At 71.3% G+C, this 18,562-nt stretch carries 15 protein-coding genes and 1 tRNA gene; 9 read left to right on the top strand and 7 right to left on the bottom strand.

Annotation, left to right across the window (positions count from 1 at the left end):
• Positions 1–191: 191 nt before the first annotated feature.
• Positions 192–689, top strand: a complete 498-nt coding sequence (locus FHS38_RS23170) for a hypothetical protein (protein WP_184736361.1) — start codon at positions 192–194, stop codon at positions 687–689.
• Between the two features lie 175 nt (positions 690–864).
• Here FHS38_RS23170 and FHS38_RS23165 read toward each other — a convergent pair whose 3' ends face one another.
• The gene (locus FHS38_RS23165; protein WP_184736360.1) at positions 865–1,557 is read right to left on the bottom strand and encodes a pentapeptide repeat-containing protein; all 693 of its coding nucleotides are present in this window, start codon (positions 1,555–1,557) and stop codon (positions 865–867) included.
• 124 nt (positions 1,558–1,681) lie between these two features.
• Between FHS38_RS23165 and FHS38_RS23160 the strand changes: the two genes are divergently transcribed.
• Both FHS38_RS23160 and FHS38_RS23155 read left to right on the top strand, forming a co-directional pair.
• Positions 1,682–2,674: a zinc-binding dehydrogenase gene (locus tag FHS38_RS23160; protein ID WP_184736359.1), complete on the top strand. Its 993-nt coding sequence runs from the start codon at positions 1,682–1,684 to the stop codon at positions 2,672–2,674.
• A 130-nt stretch (positions 2,675–2,804) separates the two neighbouring features.
• The gene (locus tag FHS38_RS23155; RefSeq protein WP_184736358.1) at positions 2,805–4,364 is read left to right on the top strand and encodes an MFS transporter; all 1,560 of its coding nucleotides are present in this window, start codon (positions 2,805–2,807) and stop codon (positions 4,362–4,364) included.
• Between the two features lie 69 nt (positions 4,365–4,433).
• Here the strand turns inward: FHS38_RS23155 and FHS38_RS23150 are convergent, their stop codons facing one another.
• Positions 4,434–5,327, bottom strand: coding sequence for a sigma-70 family RNA polymerase sigma factor (locus tag FHS38_RS23150; RefSeq protein WP_184736357.1), 894 nt, complete (start codon positions 5,325–5,327; stop codon positions 4,434–4,436).
• A gap of 175 nt (positions 5,328–5,502) precedes the next feature.
• Here FHS38_RS23150 and FHS38_RS23145 point away from each other — a divergent pair, with 175 nt between their 5' ends.
• The gene (locus FHS38_RS23145; RefSeq protein ID WP_229822146.1) at positions 5,503–5,991 is read left to right on the top strand and encodes a GNAT family N-acetyltransferase; all 489 of its coding nucleotides are present in this window, start codon (positions 5,503–5,505) and stop codon (positions 5,989–5,991) included.
• 27 nt (positions 5,992–6,018) lie between these two features.
• Here FHS38_RS23145 and FHS38_RS23140 read toward each other — a convergent pair whose 3' ends face one another.
• Positions 6,019–7,164, bottom strand: a complete 1,146-nt coding sequence (locus tag FHS38_RS23140) for an aminopeptidase P family protein (RefSeq protein WP_184736356.1) — start codon at positions 7,162–7,164, stop codon at positions 6,019–6,021.
• 233 nt (positions 7,165–7,397) lie between these two features.
• Between FHS38_RS23140 and FHS38_RS23135 the strand changes: the two genes are divergently transcribed.
• A complete protein-coding gene (locus FHS38_RS23135; RefSeq protein WP_184736355.1) occupies positions 7,398–9,569 on the top strand; it encodes an MMPL family transporter in 2,172 nt (723 codons plus the stop codon).
• Positions 9,570–9,661: 92 nt separating this feature from the next.
• Here the strand turns inward: FHS38_RS23135 and FHS38_RS23130 are convergent.
• A tRNA-Thr gene (locus FHS38_RS23130) sits at positions 9,662–9,735 on the bottom strand.
• A 194-nt stretch (positions 9,736–9,929) separates the two neighbouring features.
• On the opposite strand from FHS38_RS23130, the gene FHS38_RS23125 reads away from it, so the two are divergent.
• The 3 genes from FHS38_RS23125 (at position 9,930) to FHS38_RS23115 (ending at position 12,537) form a co-directional block, all read left to right on the top strand.
• Complete coding sequence (locus tag FHS38_RS23125) at positions 9,930–11,066, top strand: ABC transporter ATP-binding protein (protein ID WP_184736353.1); 1,137 nt, start codon at positions 9,930–9,932, stop codon at positions 11,064–11,066.
• Positions 11,067–11,313: 247 nt separating this feature from the next.
• A complete protein-coding gene (locus FHS38_RS23120) occupies positions 11,314–11,733 on the top strand; it encodes a hypothetical protein (RefSeq protein WP_184736351.1) in 420 nt (139 codons plus the stop codon).
• A gap of 69 nt (positions 11,734–11,802) precedes the next feature.
• Positions 11,803–12,537, top strand: coding sequence for a nucleotidyltransferase family protein (locus tag FHS38_RS23115; RefSeq protein WP_184736349.1), 735 nt, complete (start codon positions 11,803–11,805; stop codon positions 12,535–12,537).
• Positions 12,538–12,620: 83 nt separating this feature from the next.
• Here FHS38_RS23115 and FHS38_RS23110 read toward each other — a convergent pair whose 3' ends face one another.
• From FHS38_RS23110 to cysS, 3 genes are all read right to left on the bottom strand, one after another.
• Positions 12,621–14,297, bottom strand: a complete 1,677-nt coding sequence (locus tag FHS38_RS23110; RefSeq protein ID WP_184736347.1) for a DoxX family protein — start codon at positions 14,295–14,297, stop codon at positions 12,621–12,623.
• Between the two features lie 331 nt (positions 14,298–14,628).
• Positions 14,629–15,579, bottom strand: coding sequence for a 23S rRNA (guanosine(2251)-2'-O)-methyltransferase RlmB (rlmB, locus tag FHS38_RS23105; protein WP_184736345.1), 951 nt, complete (start codon positions 15,577–15,579; stop codon positions 14,629–14,631).
• 105 nt (positions 15,580–15,684) lie between these two features.
• Positions 15,685–17,079: a cysteine--tRNA ligase gene (cysS, locus tag FHS38_RS23100; protein ID WP_184736343.1), complete on the bottom strand. Its 1,395-nt coding sequence runs from the start codon at positions 17,077–17,079 to the stop codon at positions 15,685–15,687.
• 262 nt (positions 17,080–17,341) lie between these two features.
• On the opposite strand from cysS, the gene FHS38_RS23095 reads away from it, so the two are divergent.
• Positions 17,342–18,508: an acyltransferase family protein gene (locus FHS38_RS23095; RefSeq protein ID WP_184736341.1), complete on the top strand. Its 1,167-nt coding sequence runs from the start codon at positions 17,342–17,344 to the stop codon at positions 18,506–18,508.
• Positions 18,509–18,562: the final 54 nt, after the last annotated feature.

The following is an 18,562-nucleotide window of genomic DNA, read 5'->3' as shown; positions in this document are numbered from 1 at the left end:
TGAAGTGACCGGGTCCCGACCCGGGGACACGGCACGACGGAAGTCCCGGAAGTGATCACCGCCCTCGCAGTGCTCACACCCACGCGGTGATCACCGTCCGGTGACCGGCCCGTGCCCTCGCCACCTTCCGTGGTGAGGGCACGGGCAGGCGCGTTTACGCACCCGGCCGACGCCCGTGACACCATCGAGGCGTGATCGACCTCGGCTACTCGCTTTCGCGCCGCTTCCCCGACCCCCCGCAGACGGACTACCGCACGGCGGATGTGCGGGCGCTGCGGCACGACCTCTTCTGCGGTGACGTCTACCTCGCCGACGTGAAGACGGACCGGGAGCTGTCCACAGGCTGGGGATGGGTTCCCGTGCTCGACTTCGCGTGGGCGCTCTGCGACGTCCTGGAACAGGTCGACCGCGACCCCCGGGGCAACCGCGCGGCGGTCCCGCAGTACGCGGAGCTGGACTTCACGGAGTCGACCGACCGGCTGATGTTCGAGCGTCGCTTCGGCTGGGTGGAGGTCGCCGCCGACTGGCAGCCGGCGGACGAGCCCCCGCTCAACTTCAACCACAGGGCGCTGCGCCGCGAGGCGCGGGACTTCCTCCACGACGTGATCGCGGACCTCTGCGACATGCACGAGGGTCTCGCCGACAACCCGGTCGTATGGGACCTGCAGAGCCGGTTCCCGCGGGTCTGACATCGCCGGTCGCCCTGCGCCTGCGGCGGGCGAGCGCCCTGCGGGCCGTCTTTGCCGCCTGCGGCGGCGAGCGCCCTGCGGGCGCGTCCTCAAACGCCGGACGGGCTGCTGTGCTGTGTCCTCAAACGCCGGACGGGCTTGGGGAGGACACCGCCGCGCAGCGGCGGTGCGGACGTCACGGCTCGCGGCCGGCGACCCGTACGCCGATCTGCGCGGCGAAGGCGGGTGCCAGGTCCAGCAATTGGGCCGGGCTGATCACCGCACCCGCCAGCTGATCGATCCCCCGGGCGATGTCCAGCTCGGCGGCCTCCCGTAGATCCACGTCCTTCATCCGCACGGCGGTGAAGTCGACGCGCCGCAGCACGCAGTCCCGGAAGACGACCCGCTCCAGCCGCGCTCCGGCGAAGTCGGCCTCGGAGAGCACACAGCCCTCGAAGGTGACGTCCTTGAGCGTGGCCGTGCGCAGATTCAGATAGTCGATCTTGCCGCCGCGCACCAGGACCCGCTCCAGCACCGCGCCGTGCAGCTGGGTGCCGCCCAGCCGCGCGTCCCGCACCTCCACGTCGCGCAGCGTCGCCTCCGCCAGATCCGTACCCACCCCGTGCACGCCGTCGAGCACGCAGTCGAGGATCCGGGCCCGGCTCAGCCGCGTCTCGTCCAGCGCGCAGCGGGAGATCCCGCAGTCCATGAATCGGGCGCCGGAGGCCATCTGGCCGACGAGGTCGACCTCGGTGAAATCGAGGCCGTCGTAATCGCCCTCCCGCTCCAGCTCCGCCCCCGCCCACGGCCGCAGCGGCGGCAGCCGTACCTCCGGGAGCCGGGCCGACGGTTGTGCCTTGCCTGCCTTCTGCCTGCCGCGCGTCGTCATACCCGCCACCGTGGCACACGGCACTGACAACGCCTGTCGGCGCGCACCGCCGCACCCCTTGACCTCAACCATGGTCGAGATTGAAGACTCAAGGAGTCCACGGAACAACGCTCGAGGAGCACCCATGCACGCCGTCCGGCTGCACGCCTTCGGCCCCGCCGAGAACCTCACCTACGAGAAGACCGACGACCCCGAGCCCGGCCCCGGCCAGGTCCGGATCGCCGTCGCCGCCGCCGGTGTGCACGTCGTCGACACCACCCTGCGCGCCGGCGACCCGAACGGCCCGTACCCGCTCCCCGAGCTGCCCACCGTCCCCGGCCGCGAGATCGCCGGCACCGTCGACGCCCTCGGTGAGGGCACCGACCCCCGCTGGCTCGGCCGCCGGGTCGTCGGGCACCTGGGCGCCGCCCCCGGCGGCTACGCCGAGCTGGCCGTCATCGACGCGGAGAAGCTGCACGGGATACCGGAGGGGCTGCGCGAGGACCAGGCCATCGCGATGATCGGCACCGGCCGCACCGCCCTCGGCGTCCTCGGCTTCACCGAGCTGGGCGCCGAGGACGTCGTGATCGTGACGGCGGCGGCCGGGGGCATCGGCTCGCTGCTCACGCAGTACGCCAAGAACGCGGGCGCGACCGTCGTCGGCCTCGCGGGCGGCCCGGCCAAGGTCCGGCGGGTGCGCGAGCTGGGCGCGGACCTCGCCTTCGACTACACCGCCGAGGGCTGGGCCGAGGCGGCCCGGACCGCCCTCGGCGGGCGCACCGCCACGGTCGTCTTCGACGCCGTGGGCGGTCCCGCCGCCCGTGCCGCCGTCGACCTCCTCGGCCCCGGCGGCACGCACCTCGTCTACGGCTGGTCCTCCGGCGGGCCGCTCACCCTCGCCCCCGAGGAGCTCGCCGAGCGGTCGCTGACCTCGCAGTCGGTCCTCGGCCCGCCGATGCTGGCCCGGTTCGGCGGCGGGCAGGTGGGGATGCGCAGGCTGGAGGAGGAGTCGCTGGCCCAGGCCGCGGCGGGCAACGTCGTCCCCACCGTGCACCGCTTCCCGCTGGCCGACGCGGCCGCCGCACACGTGGCACTGACCTCGCGCGCCACGATGGGCAAGGTCGTCCTCGTCCCGTAGGGCGACCCCGGGCGAGCGGCACGGCCACCGCCCGGCTCGGGAAGCGGCCCCACGCCATCGCACCTAGGCTGGACGGGCGCATCAGACGCCGTCGTCGGCCGTGCGAAACCGGCCGCGAAAGCAGGTTCCGATGAGTTCGAGTCCGACGAGTCCGAGGGGCCCGGACGGTCCGGGCAGCGCGCCGGCACCGGCCGAGCCGCCCGACTCCCGCCGCTGGTGGGGCCTGGTCGTCATCGCGCTCGCCCAGCTGATGGTGGTCCTCGACGCGACGGTCGTGAACATCGCCCTCCCCTCCGCCCAGCGCGACCTCCACATGTCCGACGGCGACCGCCAATGGGTGATCACCGCCTACACCCTCGCCTTCGGCGGTCTGCTGCTGCTCGGCGGCAAGGTCGCGGACCTGGTCGGCCGGAAACGCACCTTCACGGTCGGGCTGGTGGGCTTCGCGGCGGCGTCCGCGCTGGGCGGCGCCGCCCACACCTCGACGCTGCTGTTCTGCGCCCGCGCCCTCCAGGGCGTCTTCGCCGCGGTGCTGGCGCCCTCCGCGCTGTCCCTCCTGACCACGACGTTCACGGACGTGAAGGAGCGCAGCAAGGCCTTCGGCATCTACGGCGCCATCGCGGGCGGCGGCTCCGCCATCGGACTGATCGCGGGCGGGCTGCTGACCGAGTACCTGAACTGGCGCTGGTGTCTCTACGTGAACATCCCGATCGCCCTGGGCGCCCTGGCCGGCGCCCTGTTGCTGCTGCACGACCACCGCCCCACCCACCGCCCCCGCCTGGACATCCCCGGCGTGCTGCTCGGCTGCGGAGGTCTCGTCGCCGTCGTCTACGGCTGCAGCAAGGCCGAGCCGCTCGGCTGGGCCGATCCGCTCGTCCTCGCCCTGCTGGCCGGCGGCGTGGCGCTGCTGGCGGCCTTCACCTGGTGGCAGACCCGGGCCCCCAGCCCGCTGCTGCCCCCGCACATCATTCGCGACCGCAATCGTGGCGGCGCGTTCCTGACGATGGGGCTCGCCGTCATCGCCATGTTCGGGATGTTCCTGTTCATGACGTACTACCTCCAGGTCGTGCTCGGCTACTCCCCCGTCCGGACCGGCATGGCGTTCCTGCCGCTGACCGCCGCGATCGTCCTCACCTCGACCCAGATCTCGGCCCGGCTCATGACCCATGTGCCGCCGCGCACCCTGATGGTGCCCGGGGCGCTGCTGGCCGCCGTCGGGCTGTTCCTGCTGACCTTCCTCACCGTCGAGCCCGCCTACGTCTCGCACGTCCTGCCCGCCGAGATCCTCGTCGGGATCGGGATGGGCCTGACCTTCATGCCCGTCATGGCCACCGCCACCGCGGGTGTCGCCCCGGCCGAGTCCGGAGTCACCTCCGCCACGGTCAACACGGCCCAGCAGGTCGGCGGCTCCGTCGGCACCGCGCTCCTCAACACCATCGCCACCACCACCAGCGCCACCTACATCGCCGCGCACCTCGAGTCCGCCGCCGCCGAAGGCCCGCTGACGCCCGCCGTCCGGGACGCCGTCACCAAGGAAGGCGTCGTCCACGGCTTCCACGTCGCGATCGGCTGGGGCGCGGGCATCATGCTGCTCGCCGCCGTCGTCAGCGGCCTCCTCGTCACCGCTCGGGCGCCCAAGCACAGCACACCGGCGGGCGACCCCGCCCAGGCCGCCGACGCCATCGCCTGACGCACGGGAACGGCGGAAGGGCCCCGGCGTCGCCCGGGGCCCTCCTGCCGTCCGCCGAGCCCGGTCGGATCAGCCGCCGAGCACGCTCAGATCGATACGAGCGAGACGCTCGGGGTCGGTGAGGATGTCGAGCGTGGTGATCCGGTCGCCCTGGACGGTGAACGCCATCACCGAGATCACCCGGCCCTCCGCCACCGCGACCACACCGGGGGTGCCGTTGACCAGCGCCGGGTGAGCGGCTTCCGCGAACCGGGCGAAGGTGATCGCCTGGGAGGCGACATCGGCCGCACCGCGGCGGATCACGCCCGGACGCAGCGTCCCGCCGTCGGAGCGTGCCACGATCTCGGGATCGAGGACGGCGACGAGGGCGTCGAAGTCCCCGCCGCGCGAGGCGGCGAGGAAGGCGTCCACGATCCGGCGCCGGTGGGCCAGATCGGTGTCGGGAGCGGGCGCCGCGCCCTGGACCCGGCGGCGGGCACGGCTGGCGAGCTGTCTGGTCGAGGCGGAGGTGCGGCCGAGGACGGGGGCGATCTCGTCGAACGGCACGGCGAACATGTCGTGCAGGACGAAGGCGAGGCGCTCGGCGGGGGCGAGGGTCTCCAGGACGACGAGCAGGGCGATGCCGACCGAGTCGGCCAGGAGTATCTCCTGTTCGGGGTCGAGGCCGTCCGGACCGCTGATGACCGGGTCGGGGAGACGGACCTGCCCGTCGTCGTCGTGCAGCGGGCTCTCGCGCCGCGTGGTGCGCGAGCGCAGCATGTCCAGGCACACCCGGCCGATCACCGTGGTCAGCCAACCGCCCAGGTTCTCCACCGCGGTGACATCGGAACGGCTCAGCTTCAGCCAGGTCTCCTGGACGGCGTCGTCCACGTCGCCGAGCGAACCCAGCATCCGGTAGGCCACCGCCCGCAGATGGGGACGGTGCTCCTCGAACCGTCGCGCCAGCAAATCGTTCTCGCTCACCCGTCACATCCCCCTCTTCCGATCCGTCAGTGCAGTGAAGGACGATAACCGGCCGGTCCAACGGGCAACGGCCGCCCGCGAGATGGAGAGGAAGACCATGACCGGACCGCCCAGGCCCCGCGGGCGCGCGAAAAACCGGTCGCGCGCGGCCGCCCGGGCGGTCATGCTGGGCGCCATGAAGATCAGAGTCGCCGAGGCAGCCGACTGGCCCGCCATCTGGCCCGTCGTCCGCACCGTGGCCTCGGCGGGCGAGAGCTTCACCTTCCCGCGCGACATCGGCGAGGACTTCGCCCGCGAGTGCTGGATGCTCACCGCGCCCGGCCGGACGGTCGTGGCCGTCGACGACTCGGGGACCGTCCTCGGCACCGCCAAGATGAACCCCAACCACATGGGCCCGGCCGCCCACATCGCCAGCGCCAGCTTCATGGTGGCCCCCGAGCACGCGGGCCACGGCATCGGCCGCGCGCTCGGCGAGTACACCATCGAATGGGCCCGCGCCGAGGGCTACCGCGCCATGCAGTTCAACGCCGTCGTCCAGACGAACGTCCGTGCCGTCGCCCTCTGGCGCTCACTCGGCTTCACCGTCATCGGCACGCTCCCCGAGGGGTACCGGCTGCCCGACGGCACGTACACCGGGCTGCACATCATGCACCGCCCGCTGTAGCGGCGGACCCCAGTCCGGGGAGAGCCGTCAGGCCACCACGCGCAGCTCCCGCGCCGTGTTGTTCAGCCGCCGGCCGCCCGTCTCCGTGCAGGTCACGATGTCCTCGATGCGGACGCCGAACCGGCCCGGCAGATAGATCCCCGGCTCGATCGAGAAACACATCCCCGGCACCAGCGGCAGGTGCTCCCCTTCCACCAGATACGGCGGCTCGTGCGTGGTCACCCCGATGCCGTGGCCGGTGCGGTGAATGAAGTACTCGCCGTACCCGGCCCGCCGGATGACCTGCCGCGCCACCCGGTCGATCTCCTGGCACGCCACCCCCGGCCGCACCGCCTCGAACGCCGCCTGCTGCGCTTCGCGCACCAGGTCGTGCACCGTGCGCTCCTCGCGCGTCGGCTCCCCCACATGGACGGTGCGGGTCGTGTCCGAGCCGTACCCGTCCTTCAGCCCGCCGAAGTCCAGGACGACCATGTCGCCGTCCTCGATCATGCGTTCCCCCGCGTCGTGATGCGGGTTGGCGCCGTTCGGACCGGAGCCGACGATCGTGAAATCGACCTGGCTGTGGCCGTGTTCCCGCAGCAGCCGCGCCAGGTCCGCCGCCACCTCGTACTCCCGGCGTCCGGCGAACCGCACGCCCACGATCTGCTCGTAGGTGGCGTCCGCGGCGGCCCCCGCCGCGGCGAGCCGCTCCACCTCGTACGCGTCCTTGACCGCGCGCAGCATCGGCAGCACCTCCGTGAGGGCGCCGTACGCCACCTCGGGGCGGTTGCGCTGCAAAGCCAGCAGATGCAACGCCCAGGCGTTGTCGGAGACCCCGTAACGGCCCTTCGCCTCCAGCAGCTTGACCATCAGCGCGTAGGGGTCCTCGCCGTCCGTCCAGCCGCTCACCGCCAACGCGCGGGCACCCGGAGCGCGTTCTGCGTCGGGCCGCTCGAGGGCGGGCACCAGCAGCTGCGGCCGGCGCCCGGGGGCCACCAACAGCACGGTCAACCGCTCGGTGGTGGGCGGGCTGTAGCCGGTCAGCCACACCAGATCCGGGCCCGGTGTGACGATCAGCCCGGCCAGTCCGGCGTCAGCGGCCGACAGCGCGGCACGCTCCATCCGGGCGGCGTAGTCCTTCGGATCCACCGGGGCATCGGACGACCCCGGGGCGACAGCGGCGGCATCGGTCATGGGGGCAGAGTAATCCGGACGAAGGCGGTCGGCGGGAACTTCTCGACCTCACGGGTGAGAGCCCCTCCTACCGGCGGATGAGGTCTACCCCGACCCAGGACCGATTTCCCCCTGAATCCGTTGTGCGCAAGCAACCCCGTTGCCTAGCGTGTTCATGCCCGTACACACACTCGGCCATACAAACACGCGACAGGTCGGCGGGCCGCGCAGTATTAATCTTTTGAAGGAGCACCATGTTCCGACGAGTAGGTCGGTTCGCCGTCCACCGCCCCTGGCTCACCATCGGGGGCTGGATCATAGCCGCCGTCCTCCTGGCCGTGTTCGCACCCGGGCTGAAGTCCACCACCGACGAAACGGAATTCCTGCCTTCGCACTACGAGTCGGTGCGGGTCGGCAAACTCCAGGAAGAAGCCTTCCCCAAGACCGAACAGCCCGCCGCCATCGTCGTCTTCCAGCGCAAGGACGGCGGCAAGCTCACCGCCGCCGACCGCGCGGACGTCATCAAGGTGTCGGCCGGCCTCGAGGGCAAGCACCGCGAGAAGATCGCCAAGGTGGTCACCGGACCCCAGGCCGTCTCCCCCAACGGTGAGGTCGCCCTGGCCAACATCATCGCCACCACCAAGAACGCCTTCGACGAGAAGCTGCCCAAGTCCGTCAAGGAGCTGCGCAACGACGGCAAGTCGCTGCTCAACGGGACGCAGTTGAAGATGGGCATCACCGGTCAGGCGGCCAGCGCCCTCGACTCCCAGGAGTCCTCCGGCGACACCGACGCGATGATCATGATGGCGACCCTGCTGCTCATCATCGTGCTGCTGCTCGTCATCTTCCGCAGCCCGCTCATCGCGATCCTGCCGGTCATCATCATCCTCGTGGTCGCCGCGGTCGCCAACGGCCTCATCGGCACCGCCGCCGAGCTCGGCGGGCTGAAGGCGGACGCCTCCATCTCCGCGATCCTCATCGTCGTCCTCTTCGGCGTCGGCACCGACTACATCCTCTTCCTGCTCTTCCGCTACCGCGAGCACCTGCGGCAGGGTCAGGAGCCGAAGGAAGCGCTGTCCGACGCCGTCGCCAAGGTCGGCGAGACCATCGCCTCCGCCGCCGGCGCCGTCATCGTCGCCTTCCTCGCCCTGCTGCTGTCCACCATGGGCATGATGCGGGCGATGGGCCCCTCGCTCGCGATCTCCGTCGCCGTCACGCTGGTGGCCGCGCTCACGCTCGTCCCCGCCGTCTTCTCGCTGCTGGGCACCAAGGCCTTCTGGCCGTCCAAGGCGTGGAAGAAGACCCCGAAGAACCGGTTCGCCAACGGCGTCGGCGGCCTCGTCGCCCGTCGCCCCGGCATCGTCGCGGGTCTGTCCACCGTGGTCCTCGCCGTCCTCGCCGTCGGCGCGTTCAACTTCAAGGCCGAGTTCGACACCTCCAGCCAGATGCCGCAGAAGCTCGAGTCGGTCCAGGCGATGAAGGACATGCAGCGCGGCTTCTCCGCCGGCCAGTCCGACCCCGCCATGATCTACCTCAAGTCCAAGGACGGCGCCAAGCTGAACCAGGCCGAACTCGGCACCTTCCGCACGAAGCTGGCCGGCATCGAGGGCGTCGGCCAGGTGGCCCCCGCCGTCAGCAACCCGGACGGGACCGTCGCCCAGTACGCGGTCGTGCTCAAGTACCGGCCCACCGAGGACAAGTCCATCGAGCTGGCCGGCGGCACCCTGCGCGACACCGCGCACGCCTCCGCGCCCCAGGGCACCGAAGCCCTCGTCGGCGGCACCTCCGCCGTGCTCTCCGACATCCAGAAGGCCGTCAGCCACGACTACAAGCTGGTCTTCCCGGTCGCCGGCATCGCCATCATGGTCATCCTGGGCCTGCTGCTGCGCAGCCTCGTCGCCCCGGTGTACCTGATGATCGCGGTCGCCCTCGGCTTCAGCGCCACGCTCGGCGCGACGGTCTGGCTCTTCCAGGACATCAAGGGCGAGTCCGGGCTGCTGTTCATGCTGCCGGTGATCGTCTATCTCTTCGTCGTCGCCATCGGCACCGACTACAACATCCTCATGGTCGCCCGGCTCCGCGAGGAGGTCCGCCGCGGCGTCCCGCCGAAGGAGGCCATCCGCACCGCGGTCGCCCAGTCGACCCCGACCATCACCTCGGCGGCGATCATCCTCGCGGGCACCTTCGGCGTCCTGATGCTCGCCGAGAACTCCATGCTCCAGCAGATGGGCTTCGCGGTCGCCTTCGGCATCCTCCTCACGGCCTTCGTGATGGCCATGCTGCTCGTCCCGACCGTGACCTCCCTGCTGGGCCACAAGGCCTGGTGGCCGGGCCACCAGGACTCCCCCAGGGAGCCCGTCCAGGCCCACCACGACGGCGCGGGCACGGCCCCGCACCGGCCGGCGGGCGAGGAGGTCCGCCGGTAAGTCACCGGTCCGCACCACACCCCACATGACGAAAGGCCCCCCGGGAAGCTTCCCGGGGGGCCTTTCGTCTGCGCTGATCAGCGCTTTCCTCGAGCCGCCTGTCGGATTCGAACCGACGACCCTCGCTTTACAAGAGCGACGCTCTGGCCAACTGAGCTAAGGCGGCAGCCGTTGCGGGACGTGGCCCGCGAACGCGGCACCACTCTACACAGCGCCCTGTTCCGTCAGCCACAAACGTCGGGGGCTGACAACAGCCCCCCGCCCGGGTACCGTCACCGGCAACCCCGTCCAATTGGACTGGACCACTCCTTTTACTCGGATCGTCCGGCACGTTCCTGCCGGTGAAGGGACCGCATCACCATGGCCACGGTCACGTACGACAAGGCGACCCGCATCTACCCGGGGTCCGACAAGCCCGCCGTCGATCAGCTCGACATCTCCATCGAGGACGGTGAATTCCTCGTTCTCGTCGGCCCGTCCGGCTGCGGGAAGTCCACCTCGCTGCGGATGCTCGCGGGGCTGGAGGACGTCAACGGCGGCTCCATCAGGATCGGCGACCGCGACGTCACGCACCTGCCGCCGAAGGACCGGGACATCGCGATGGTGTTCCAGAACTACGCGCTGTACCCGCACATGACCGTCGCCGACAACATGGGCTTCGCCCTGAAGATCGCCGGGGTCAACAAGACGGAGATCCGGCAGAAGGTCGAGGACGCGGCGCGGATCCTCGACCTCACCGAGTACCTGGGGCGCAAGCCCAAGGCACTGTCCGGCGGGCAGCGGCAGCGGGTGGCGATGGGGCGCGCGATCGTGCGCGAACCGCAGGTGTTCCTCATGGACGAGCCGCTGTCGAACCTCGACGCCAAGCTGCGGGTGCAGACCCGTACCCAGATCGCGGGGCTCCAGCGACGCCTGGGCATCACCACCGTCTACGTCACGCACGACCAGGTCGAGGCCATGACCATGGGCGACCGGGTCGCGGTCCTCAAGGACGGGCTGCTCCAGCAGGTCGACTCGCCGCGCAACATGTACGACCGCCCCGCCAACCTCTTCGTCGCCGGATTCATCGGCTCGCCGGCCATGAACCTGGTCGAGGTGCCGATCACCGACGGCGGTGTGAAGTTCGGCAACAGCGTCGTGCCCGTCTCGCGCCAGGCGCTGACCGCCGCCGCCGACCGGGGCGACCGCACGGTCACCGTCGGCGTGCGGCCCGAGCACTTCGACGTGGTCGAGCAGAACGGAACCACCGCCAAGACGCTCTCCAAGGCGGCCGACGACGCCCCGGCCGGCCTCGCCGTCACGGTCAACGTGGTCGAGGAGCTCGGCGCGGACGGATACGTCTACGGCACCGCCGAGGTCGGGGCCGAGCAGAAGGACCTCGTGGTGCGCGTCAACGGCCGCCGGGTACCGGAGAAGGGGTCGATCCTGCACGTGGTGCCGCGCCCCGGCGAGTTGCACGTCTTCTCCACCTCCTCGGGCGAGCGCCTCAGCGACTGACCCGCCCCGCGTACGACGACGGCCCCGCACCGATGGCACCGGTGCGGGGCCCGGTCGTCCCCGCGCCCGCACGGAGCGCATTGCACAAGTGGACATCCGCTTCGCACCCACTGCCGAGAAATACCCCCGCACAACGCGCTTTTCGATCTCCGTGCGTCAACATCGATACCCCACTCACGCGCTGTCGCGTCCCTCGACCGGGTGACTAAATGTCGCCCTATCATTACCCCTCGCTACCATCTGCGACATGAACCAGGCCGCCCGCCGCATCGGCAGAACTCTCGCCTTCGTCCTTCCCGTCGTTCTCGTGCTCTCCGGGACCCTCGCGGTCACCCGCGTCCCGTGGGCGGCGCCGAGCGACAGGACGCAGGTGCTCACCGCTTCCTCCCATACCGCCTCCACCCAGGCCAAGGCCGCCCGCGCCCCGCACGAGGTGCTCCGCGACCGGCTGCTCACCGAGCTCCAGGAGAAGAACCCGGGCGTCGCGCTCACGCATCTCCAGCAGGCCGCCGAGGGACGCCCCTCGCTGGCCCGCCACTGCGCCGAGATCGCGCGCGCGCTCGGGCGGGCCGCGGTCGCCAAGTACGGCTCCGTGAAGCAGGCCCAGGCCTTCTCCCGGCCCGTCTGTGACACGTCCTTCGCCACCGGCGTCGCCCAGAACCACTGACCGCCCCCCGCGGGCGTTGCCGTGGCACCGGCCGTCCGGCGGCCGGTGCCACGGCATATCGTCGTACGCATGACCGGCATCCACGCCCATCCGTACCCCACGCAGGCCGTCGTCCTGGCCGGCGGCCAGGGGTCGCGGCTGCGCCCGTACACCGACGACCGTCCCAAGCCGATGGTCGAGATCCCCGGCACGGGGACCCCGATCATCGGCCACCAACTCGCCTGGCTGGCCGCCGAGGGCGTCACCGATGCCGTGGTCTCCTGCGGCCATCTGGCCGAGGTGCTCCAGGACTGGCTCGTGTCGGCCGACCTGCCGCTCCGGGTGACCACCGTGGTCGAGAAGGAGCCCCTCGGCCGAGGTGGCGGCCTCAAGCACGCCGCGGCGTCGCTGCCCCACCCGGACCAACCCTGGTACGCCACCAACGGCGACATCTGGACCCGCTTCTCGCTCCGCGAGATGGCCGCCTTCCACCATGAGCGCGACGCCACGGCGACCCTGGCGCTGGCCCGCCCGCGCATCCCGTGGGGCGCGGTGGAGACGGACGAGTTCGGGCACGTCCTCGACTTCATCGAGTCGCCGCCCTCGCCCTATCTGATCAACGCCGGTGTGTACGTCTTCTCCGCCGGTTTCGCGGATCTGCTGCCCGAGCGCGGCGACCACGAGCGCACCACCTTCCCGCGGCTGGCCCGTGAGCGCCGGCTGGCCGGCTTCCCGCTCCCGCACGGCGCGTACTGGCGCGCCATCGACACGGCCAAGGACCTGACCGAGGCGGCCAAGGAGCTTGCCGCTCAGGGCGGTTCGTAGCGGTCGCCCGCCGACGGCACACAGCACCGCACCCCGCGTCCGATCCTCCGGACGCGGGGTGCGGTGCTGTGCGGGTGACCGAGTCAGCCCAGCAGGCCGCCCAGGGCGCCGCCGCCGCGGGAGCCGCCGCCGGTCGAGCCGCCGGACGAACCGCCCGTGCCGCCCGTCGTGCCACCGGTGGAGCCGCCCGTGGCCGAGGAGCCGGAGGGGCTGCGCGGTGCGGCGGGGGCCGCCGGCTGGCGCGGGGTCTGCGGTGCGGGACGGACGCCGCCCGGGGTGTTGCCGGGCTGCCCCGCGGTGCCCGCCGAACTCGTCGGCGTACGGGCTGCGCCCGGCGCGGCAGGGCCGGTGGGGGTGGGGGTCGCCGTCTTCCGGCCGGGCGCGGTGGGCTTGGGGGTGCCAGGGGGCACCGCGCTCTGGGAGCCGCGCGGGCTGGCCGGTGATCCGGGCTTCCGCGGGAGCGGCGAGCCGGGGAGGTGGTTGGTGGGCGGGTCGGCCGGGCCGGGCATCCGGGCGACCTCGGAGGACCGTACGGCCCCGCCGAGCGTCGAGCCGATCAGCAGCGAGAGGCCGATCAGGACGGTCGCCATGATCGTGCCGCGGCGCAGTACGCGACGCCGCAGCTCCCACAGCTCGGCGCGCGGGCCGAGCCGCCGCCAGGCCTCGCTCGCGAGCCGGCCGTCGATGGAGTAGAAGGGGGCGCCGGCGATGACCAGGGGGCTCCACGCGGCGAGGTAGATGATGTCGGGGGCGTCGTACGCCGGAACGCTCCGCCAGCTCACCGTGACCAGCAGGGTGGCGGACAGCAGGACGCCGATGGAGGCGGCGACGCGCTGCCAGAGGCCGAAGATGGTGAGCACGCCGACGACGACCTGGAGGAAGGCGACGGTCAGACCGGCGCCGACGGGGTGGCTGAGCGCCAGGTCCCGCAGGGGCGAGGCGACGGGCCAGGGGTGCAGGGAGGTCAGCCAGGTGACCATGGAGCCGCGGCGGCCGCCGTCGAAGTAGACGGGGTCGCAGAGCTTGCCCATGCCGGCGTAGATGGAGATGAAGCCGAGGAAGACGCGCAGGGGCAGGAGGACGACACCGAGGTTCATCCGGCGGCCGGGGTAGTAGGCGTGCCGGACGGAGTCGCCGGCGGGGCGGCGCGGTGTGCCGTCCTCGTCGTACGCCTCGCCGCGGCCGTCCCGGCCGTCGAACTCGGAGTGGTCGTACGCCTCTTCGTCGTACGCGCTGCGGGTCGGGCGTACGCCGTGCAGCAGTTGGGTTCCGGGACCGGTGGCATCGGTGGGTCCGGTGGGACTCCGGGTGCCGGTGGGGTCTGTGGGCTCGGCGGGTCCACGGGGGCCGATGACGGTGGTCGGGGCGTCGTCGACGCGGATGCGCGGCAGCACCTGGGTGGAGCCCGCGTCGTGGCCCCCGGCGGTCACCGGGTCCGGGCCGGTCGCGCCGGAGTCTCTTATGGCTTGGAGGAGTTGGGTGGGCGCGGACTCGCCGGGCTCGGTCCGCCCGCTCCACACCACCGGGGCGCGCCGCTTGGCCGCGCTCCTGACGGTCGGCAACTGCGCCGTGTCGGCGATCCCGGCGAACTGCCGGGCGGCGCGCGGGGGCCGGGCGAGCTGCACGCGGAAACTCACGTGGTTGACGACGACCTGCGCGGGGTCGGACGGAACCTTCACCGTACTCAGCGCGGGCTGGTCGTCGTACCCCGAAGAGCTTCCCCCCGTAGGTGTGCGGGGTGTTCTGGTGTCCACACTCATCTAACCGAGTGACTTGTGATTAGGACACTGCCTTGACCGACCCGAACTGTCCGAGACCCGTCAAGATCACCAACTGCGCCTTCCGGCGGATCTTGTGAGCGGGCCGCCGCCCCACCTCCCCGCATGCGCAGACGGCAAGACGGGCCGGTAGCCGAAGAACTCCGCACCACCGCTGCGCGGCGGTGTCCTCAAGCGCCGGACGGGCTGGTTTTGGCTGAGCTCAGCCAAAACCAGCCCGTCCGGCGCTTGAGGACGCGCCCGCGGCCAAAGGGTCCACCGGCCGGGCGGGAGGCGGCAACGGCGGCCCGTAGCCGACGAACCGCCGGCCAGGCTAGGCGCGGCGGCGGGAGGCCTCGTAGAGCACGACACCGGCCGCTACGCCGGCGTTCAGCGACTCGGCGCCACCGGGCATCGGGATGCGGACGCGGAAGTCGCAGGTCTCGCCGACGAGGCGGGACAGGCCCTTGCCCTCGCTGCCGACGACGATGACGACGGGGCCGGCGAGGGCCTCCAGCTCGTGCAGCTCGACGTCGCCGTCAGCGGCGAGGCCGACGACCGTCAGACCGGCCTTCTGGTACGACTCCAGCAGTCGGGTCATGTTGGTCGCGCGGGCCACCGGGGTGCGGGCGGCGGTGCCGGCGGAGGTCTTCCAGGCGCTGGCGGTCATGCCGGCCGCACGGCGCTCGGGGACGACGACGCCGTGGCCGCCGAAGGCGGAGGCCGAACGGACGACGGCGCCGAGGTTGCGCGGGTCGGTGATGCCGTCGAGCGCGACGATCAGCGGGTCCTCGCCGGCGTCGAAGGCGGCGGCGGTGAGGTCGTCCGGGTGGGCGTAGTCGTACGGCGGCACCTGGAGCACGAGGCCCTGGTGGTTGAGGCCGTTCGTCATCCGGTCCAGCTCCGGGCGGGGCGCCTCCATGAGGTTCAGGCCCTTTTCGGAGGCGAGCTGGATGGCCTCGCGGACGCGCTCGTCGTTGTCCAGGTACTGCTGGACGTAGAGCGTGTTCGCGGGGACGCCCTCGCGCAGCGCCTCGACGACCGAGTTACGGCCGACGACCAGCTCGTTGGTGCCCTTGGGACCGCCGCGGCGCGGGGCCGGACGCTTGGTCTCGTGCCGCGCCTTGGCGTTGGCGAGGCGGTTCTTCTTGTGTCCCTTGCGCTCGGACGCGGGCGGGGTGGGGCCCTTGCCCTCCAGGGCCTTACGACGCTGGCCTCCGCTGCCGACCTGCATGCCCTTCTTGTTGGACGTGCGGCGGTTCCTGCGCTGAGTGTTGCCGGCCATGGGTCACCTTGTTTCTTCTACTGCTCAGGGCCGATGGGGACGGCTCAGAAAACGTACGTACGAAAAGTGTCTCTCAGGACGCCCGGCGATGCCGGGCGTCGCTGATCAGGACAGCGACCAGCGGGGGCCGGACGGGGTGTCCTCGATGGCGAGACCGGACTGCTGGAGCTGGTCGCGGATGGCGTCGGCGGTGGCGTAGTCCTTGCGCCCCCGGGCTGCCTGCCGCTGCTCGAGAACGAGCCTGACCAGCGAGTCCACGACGCCGTGCAGATCGTCGTCGCGGCCCGCGCCGGAGCCGGCCCACTGCTCTTCCAGCGGGTCGAGGCCCAGCACGCCGAGCATGGCGCGCACCTCGGCCAGCCGGGCGACGGCGGAGTCCTTGTCGTCGGCGGTCAGCGCGGAATTGCCCTGCCGGACCGTGGTGTGGACGATGGCGAGCGCCTGGGGGACGCCCAGGTCGTCGTCCATCGCCTCGGCGAAGGCGGGCGGCACCTCGGCGGCGGGCTCGACCTGCTGGCCGGCCAGCTCGCAGGCCCGCTGGATGAAGCCCTCGATCCGCGCGAACGCGGACTCGGCCTCGCGCAGCGCTTCCTCGCTGTACTCGATCATCGAGCGGTAGTGCGGGGTGCCGAGGTAGTAGCGCAGGACGATCGGGCGCCAGTGCTTGACCATCTCGGAGACGAGCACCGAGTTGCCGAGCGACTTGCTCATCTTCTCGCCGCTCATGGTGACCCAGGCGTTGTGCGCCCAGAACGCGGCGAAGTCGTCGCCGAAGGCCTTGGCCTGGGCGATCTCGTTCTCGTGGTGCGGGAAGATCAGGTCCAGGCCGCCGCCGTGGATGTCGAAGGACTCGCCCAGGTACTTGTGCGCCATGGCCGAGCACTCCAGGTGCCAGCCCGGGCGGCCGCGGCCCCAGGGCGTCTCCCAGCTGGGCTCGCCCGGCTTGGACGCCTTCCACATGGCGAAGTCGCGCGGGTCGCGCTTGCCGGCCTCGACGTCGCCCGCCGCGCGGAGGTCGTCCAGCTGCTGGTTGGAGAGGGCGAGGTAGCCGGGGTAGGAGCGCACGTCGAAGTAGACGTTGCCCTCGGCGGCGTAGGCGTGGCCTCGCTCGATCAGGCCGCGCATCATCTCGATCATCTCGGGCACGTGGCCGGTGGCGCGCGGCTCGTAGGTCGGGCGCAGGCAGCCGAGCGCGTCGTACGCCGCGTTGAAGGCGCACTCGTTCTCGTAGCCGATCGACCACCAGGGGCGGCCCTGCTCGGCCGCCTTCGCGATGATCTTGTCGTCGATGTCCGTGACGTTGCGGATGAAGGTCACGTCGTAGCCGCGGTAGGCGAACCAGCGGCGCATGATGTCGAAGTTGAGGCCCGAGCGGATGTGGCCGATGTGCGGTGCGGCCTGCACGGTGGCACCGCAGAGGTAGATCGAGACACAGCCCGGTGTGAGCGGGGAGAAGTCGCGGATCTGCCGGGCGCTGGTGTCGTACAGGCGAATGGTCACGGAACCAGGGTAGTGGGCGTAAGGGAGTGCCCCGGGCAGTAGGTGCTTTCCGGCCGGGGGGAAGGCCTTGTCCGGACAGAGAATGCGCCTGGCAGCGGGGTCGCGGAGGCTCCCGTACCGGTTTCGCCGGGTGCCGGATCCGGACCCTCGCGGCACGTTTTGCCCCTTATTTGCCTTTTGCGTCAAAAGTACAAATAGCCGTGGTAGCTTCCCCGGCACGCCTCATCTTCTCGGTGAGGTGCCGCGGAACCCAGGAGGGGCGTTGCACTCCACTCTGCCGGTACAGCAGGAGCACCCGGAACCGCCGGCCCCGGTTCAGCCCCGGCCGGAGCGGGACCGGGCGCCCGGCAGGCTGGCCGCGCTGGACGGGCTGCGGCTGCTGGCGGCGCTGATGGTGGTGGCCTACCACTACATCGCGTTCGGCAGCGGTGCGTGGGAGGGGCCGTCGCGCTCGCTCTTCCCGACGGCCTATCTGCCGGCCTCGTACGGCTGGCTGGGTGTTCAGCTGTTCTTTCTGATCAGCGGCTTCGTGATCTGCATGAGCTGCTGGGGCAAGAGCGTCGGACGGTTCGCCGCCTCGCGCGTGACCCGGCTCTACCCCGCGTACTGGTTCGCGGTGCTGGCCGTCTCGTTCGTCCTCTATCTCTGGCCGGTGGTCAATGAGACGCCCAGGCCGCAGGACGTCGCCGTCAACCTCACGATGCTCCAGGACCCCCTCGGGGTGGCCCCCGTCGACGGCGTCTACTGGACGCTGTGGATCGAGATGCGCTTCTACCTGCTGTTCGCACTCGTCGCCTGGAAGGGGCTGACCTATCGGCGGGCGGTGGGCTTCTGCGCCCTGTGGGCCGTGGCGGCGGTCGTCGCCCGGGGCGTGGACGACGGGGTGCTCACCGAGATCCTGCTGCCGCAGGACTGCTGGTACTTCATCGCCGGTATCGCCTTCTATCTGATGTACCGATTCCGACCGAATCTGGTGCTCTGGCTGATCGTCTCGGGCAGCTTCCTGATCGTGGAGCACGATCTGCTCGCCGCCCACGCGCGAGCGGAGAGCCACATGGGGCACAGCGTCCCGCGGTGGCCGACGCTGCTGCTGATGGCCGTGTTCTTCGCCGCGGTCACGGCGGTCGCACTCGGCTGGACACGGCGCCTCGACTGGCGCTGGCTGGCCACGGCCGGGGTGCTGACCTATCCCCTCTATCTGCTCCACGAGCGCATCGGCTGGGTGGTCATCAAGCACGCCGACGGACACGTGCCGCGCTACCTCCTGCTGCCCGCGCTGGTCCTCGGAATGCTGCAGGCCGCCTGGCTGACGCATCGCTATGTGGAACGACCACTGGCCCGGGCGATCAAGCACGGTCTCGAACGTGCGATGACGGACATCCGTGGAGGCCAAGCGACCATCCAGGGGAATTCGAGTGTGCAGAAGTGAAGGAAGTGAAGAGAGTGATCAAGAGAGAACCGTCACGGCGACGTGGACAGGTTC

It is taken from the genome of Streptomyces netropsis, assembly GCF_014203545.1.
GTDB lineage: Bacteria > Actinomycetota > Actinomycetes > Streptomycetales > Streptomycetaceae > Streptomyces > Streptomyces netropsis.
This window is presented reverse-complemented; position numbering and strand designations above follow the sequence as displayed.

Excerpts from the sequence above, each read along its gene's own strand:
- FHS38_RS23120 (WP_184736351.1), top strand. The coding sequence starts at position 11,314 with ATGAACCAGGCCGCCCGCCGCATCGGCAGAACTCTCGCCTTCGTCCTT.
- FHS38_RS23135 (WP_184736355.1), top strand. The coding sequence starts at position 7,398 with ATGTTCCGACGAGTAGGTCGGTTCGCCGTCCACCGCCCCTGGCTCACC.
- FHS38_RS23125 (WP_184736353.1), top strand. The coding sequence starts at position 9,930 with ATGGCCACGGTCACGTACGACAAGGCGACCCGCATCTACCCGGGGTCC.
- rlmB (WP_184736345.1), bottom strand. The coding sequence starts at position 15,579 with ATGGCCGGCAACACTCAGCGCAGGAACCGCCGCACGTCCAACAAGAAG.
- FHS38_RS23165 (WP_184736360.1), bottom strand. The coding sequence starts at position 1,557 with ATGACGACGCGCGGCAGGCAGAAGGCAGGCAAGGCACAACCGTCGGCC.
- FHS38_RS23160 (WP_184736359.1), top strand. The coding sequence starts at position 1,682 with ATGCACGCCGTCCGGCTGCACGCCTTCGGCCCCGCCGAGAACCTCACC.
- FHS38_RS23140 (WP_184736356.1), bottom strand. The coding sequence starts at position 7,164 with ATGACCGATGCCGCCGCTGTCGCCCCGGGGTCGTCCGATGCCCCGGTG.
- FHS38_RS23145 (WP_229822146.1), top strand. The coding sequence starts at position 5,503 with ATGAAGATCAGAGTCGCCGAGGCAGCCGACTGGCCCGCCATCTGGCCC.
- FHS38_RS23155 (WP_184736358.1), top strand. The coding sequence starts at position 2,805 with ATGAGTTCGAGTCCGACGAGTCCGAGGGGCCCGGACGGTCCGGGCAGC.
- FHS38_RS23115 (WP_184736349.1), top strand. The coding sequence starts at position 11,803 with ATGACCGGCATCCACGCCCATCCGTACCCCACGCAGGCCGTCGTCCTG.
- FHS38_RS23110 (WP_184736347.1), bottom strand. The coding sequence starts at position 14,297 with ATGAGTGTGGACACCAGAACACCCCGCACACCTACGGGGGGAAGCTCT.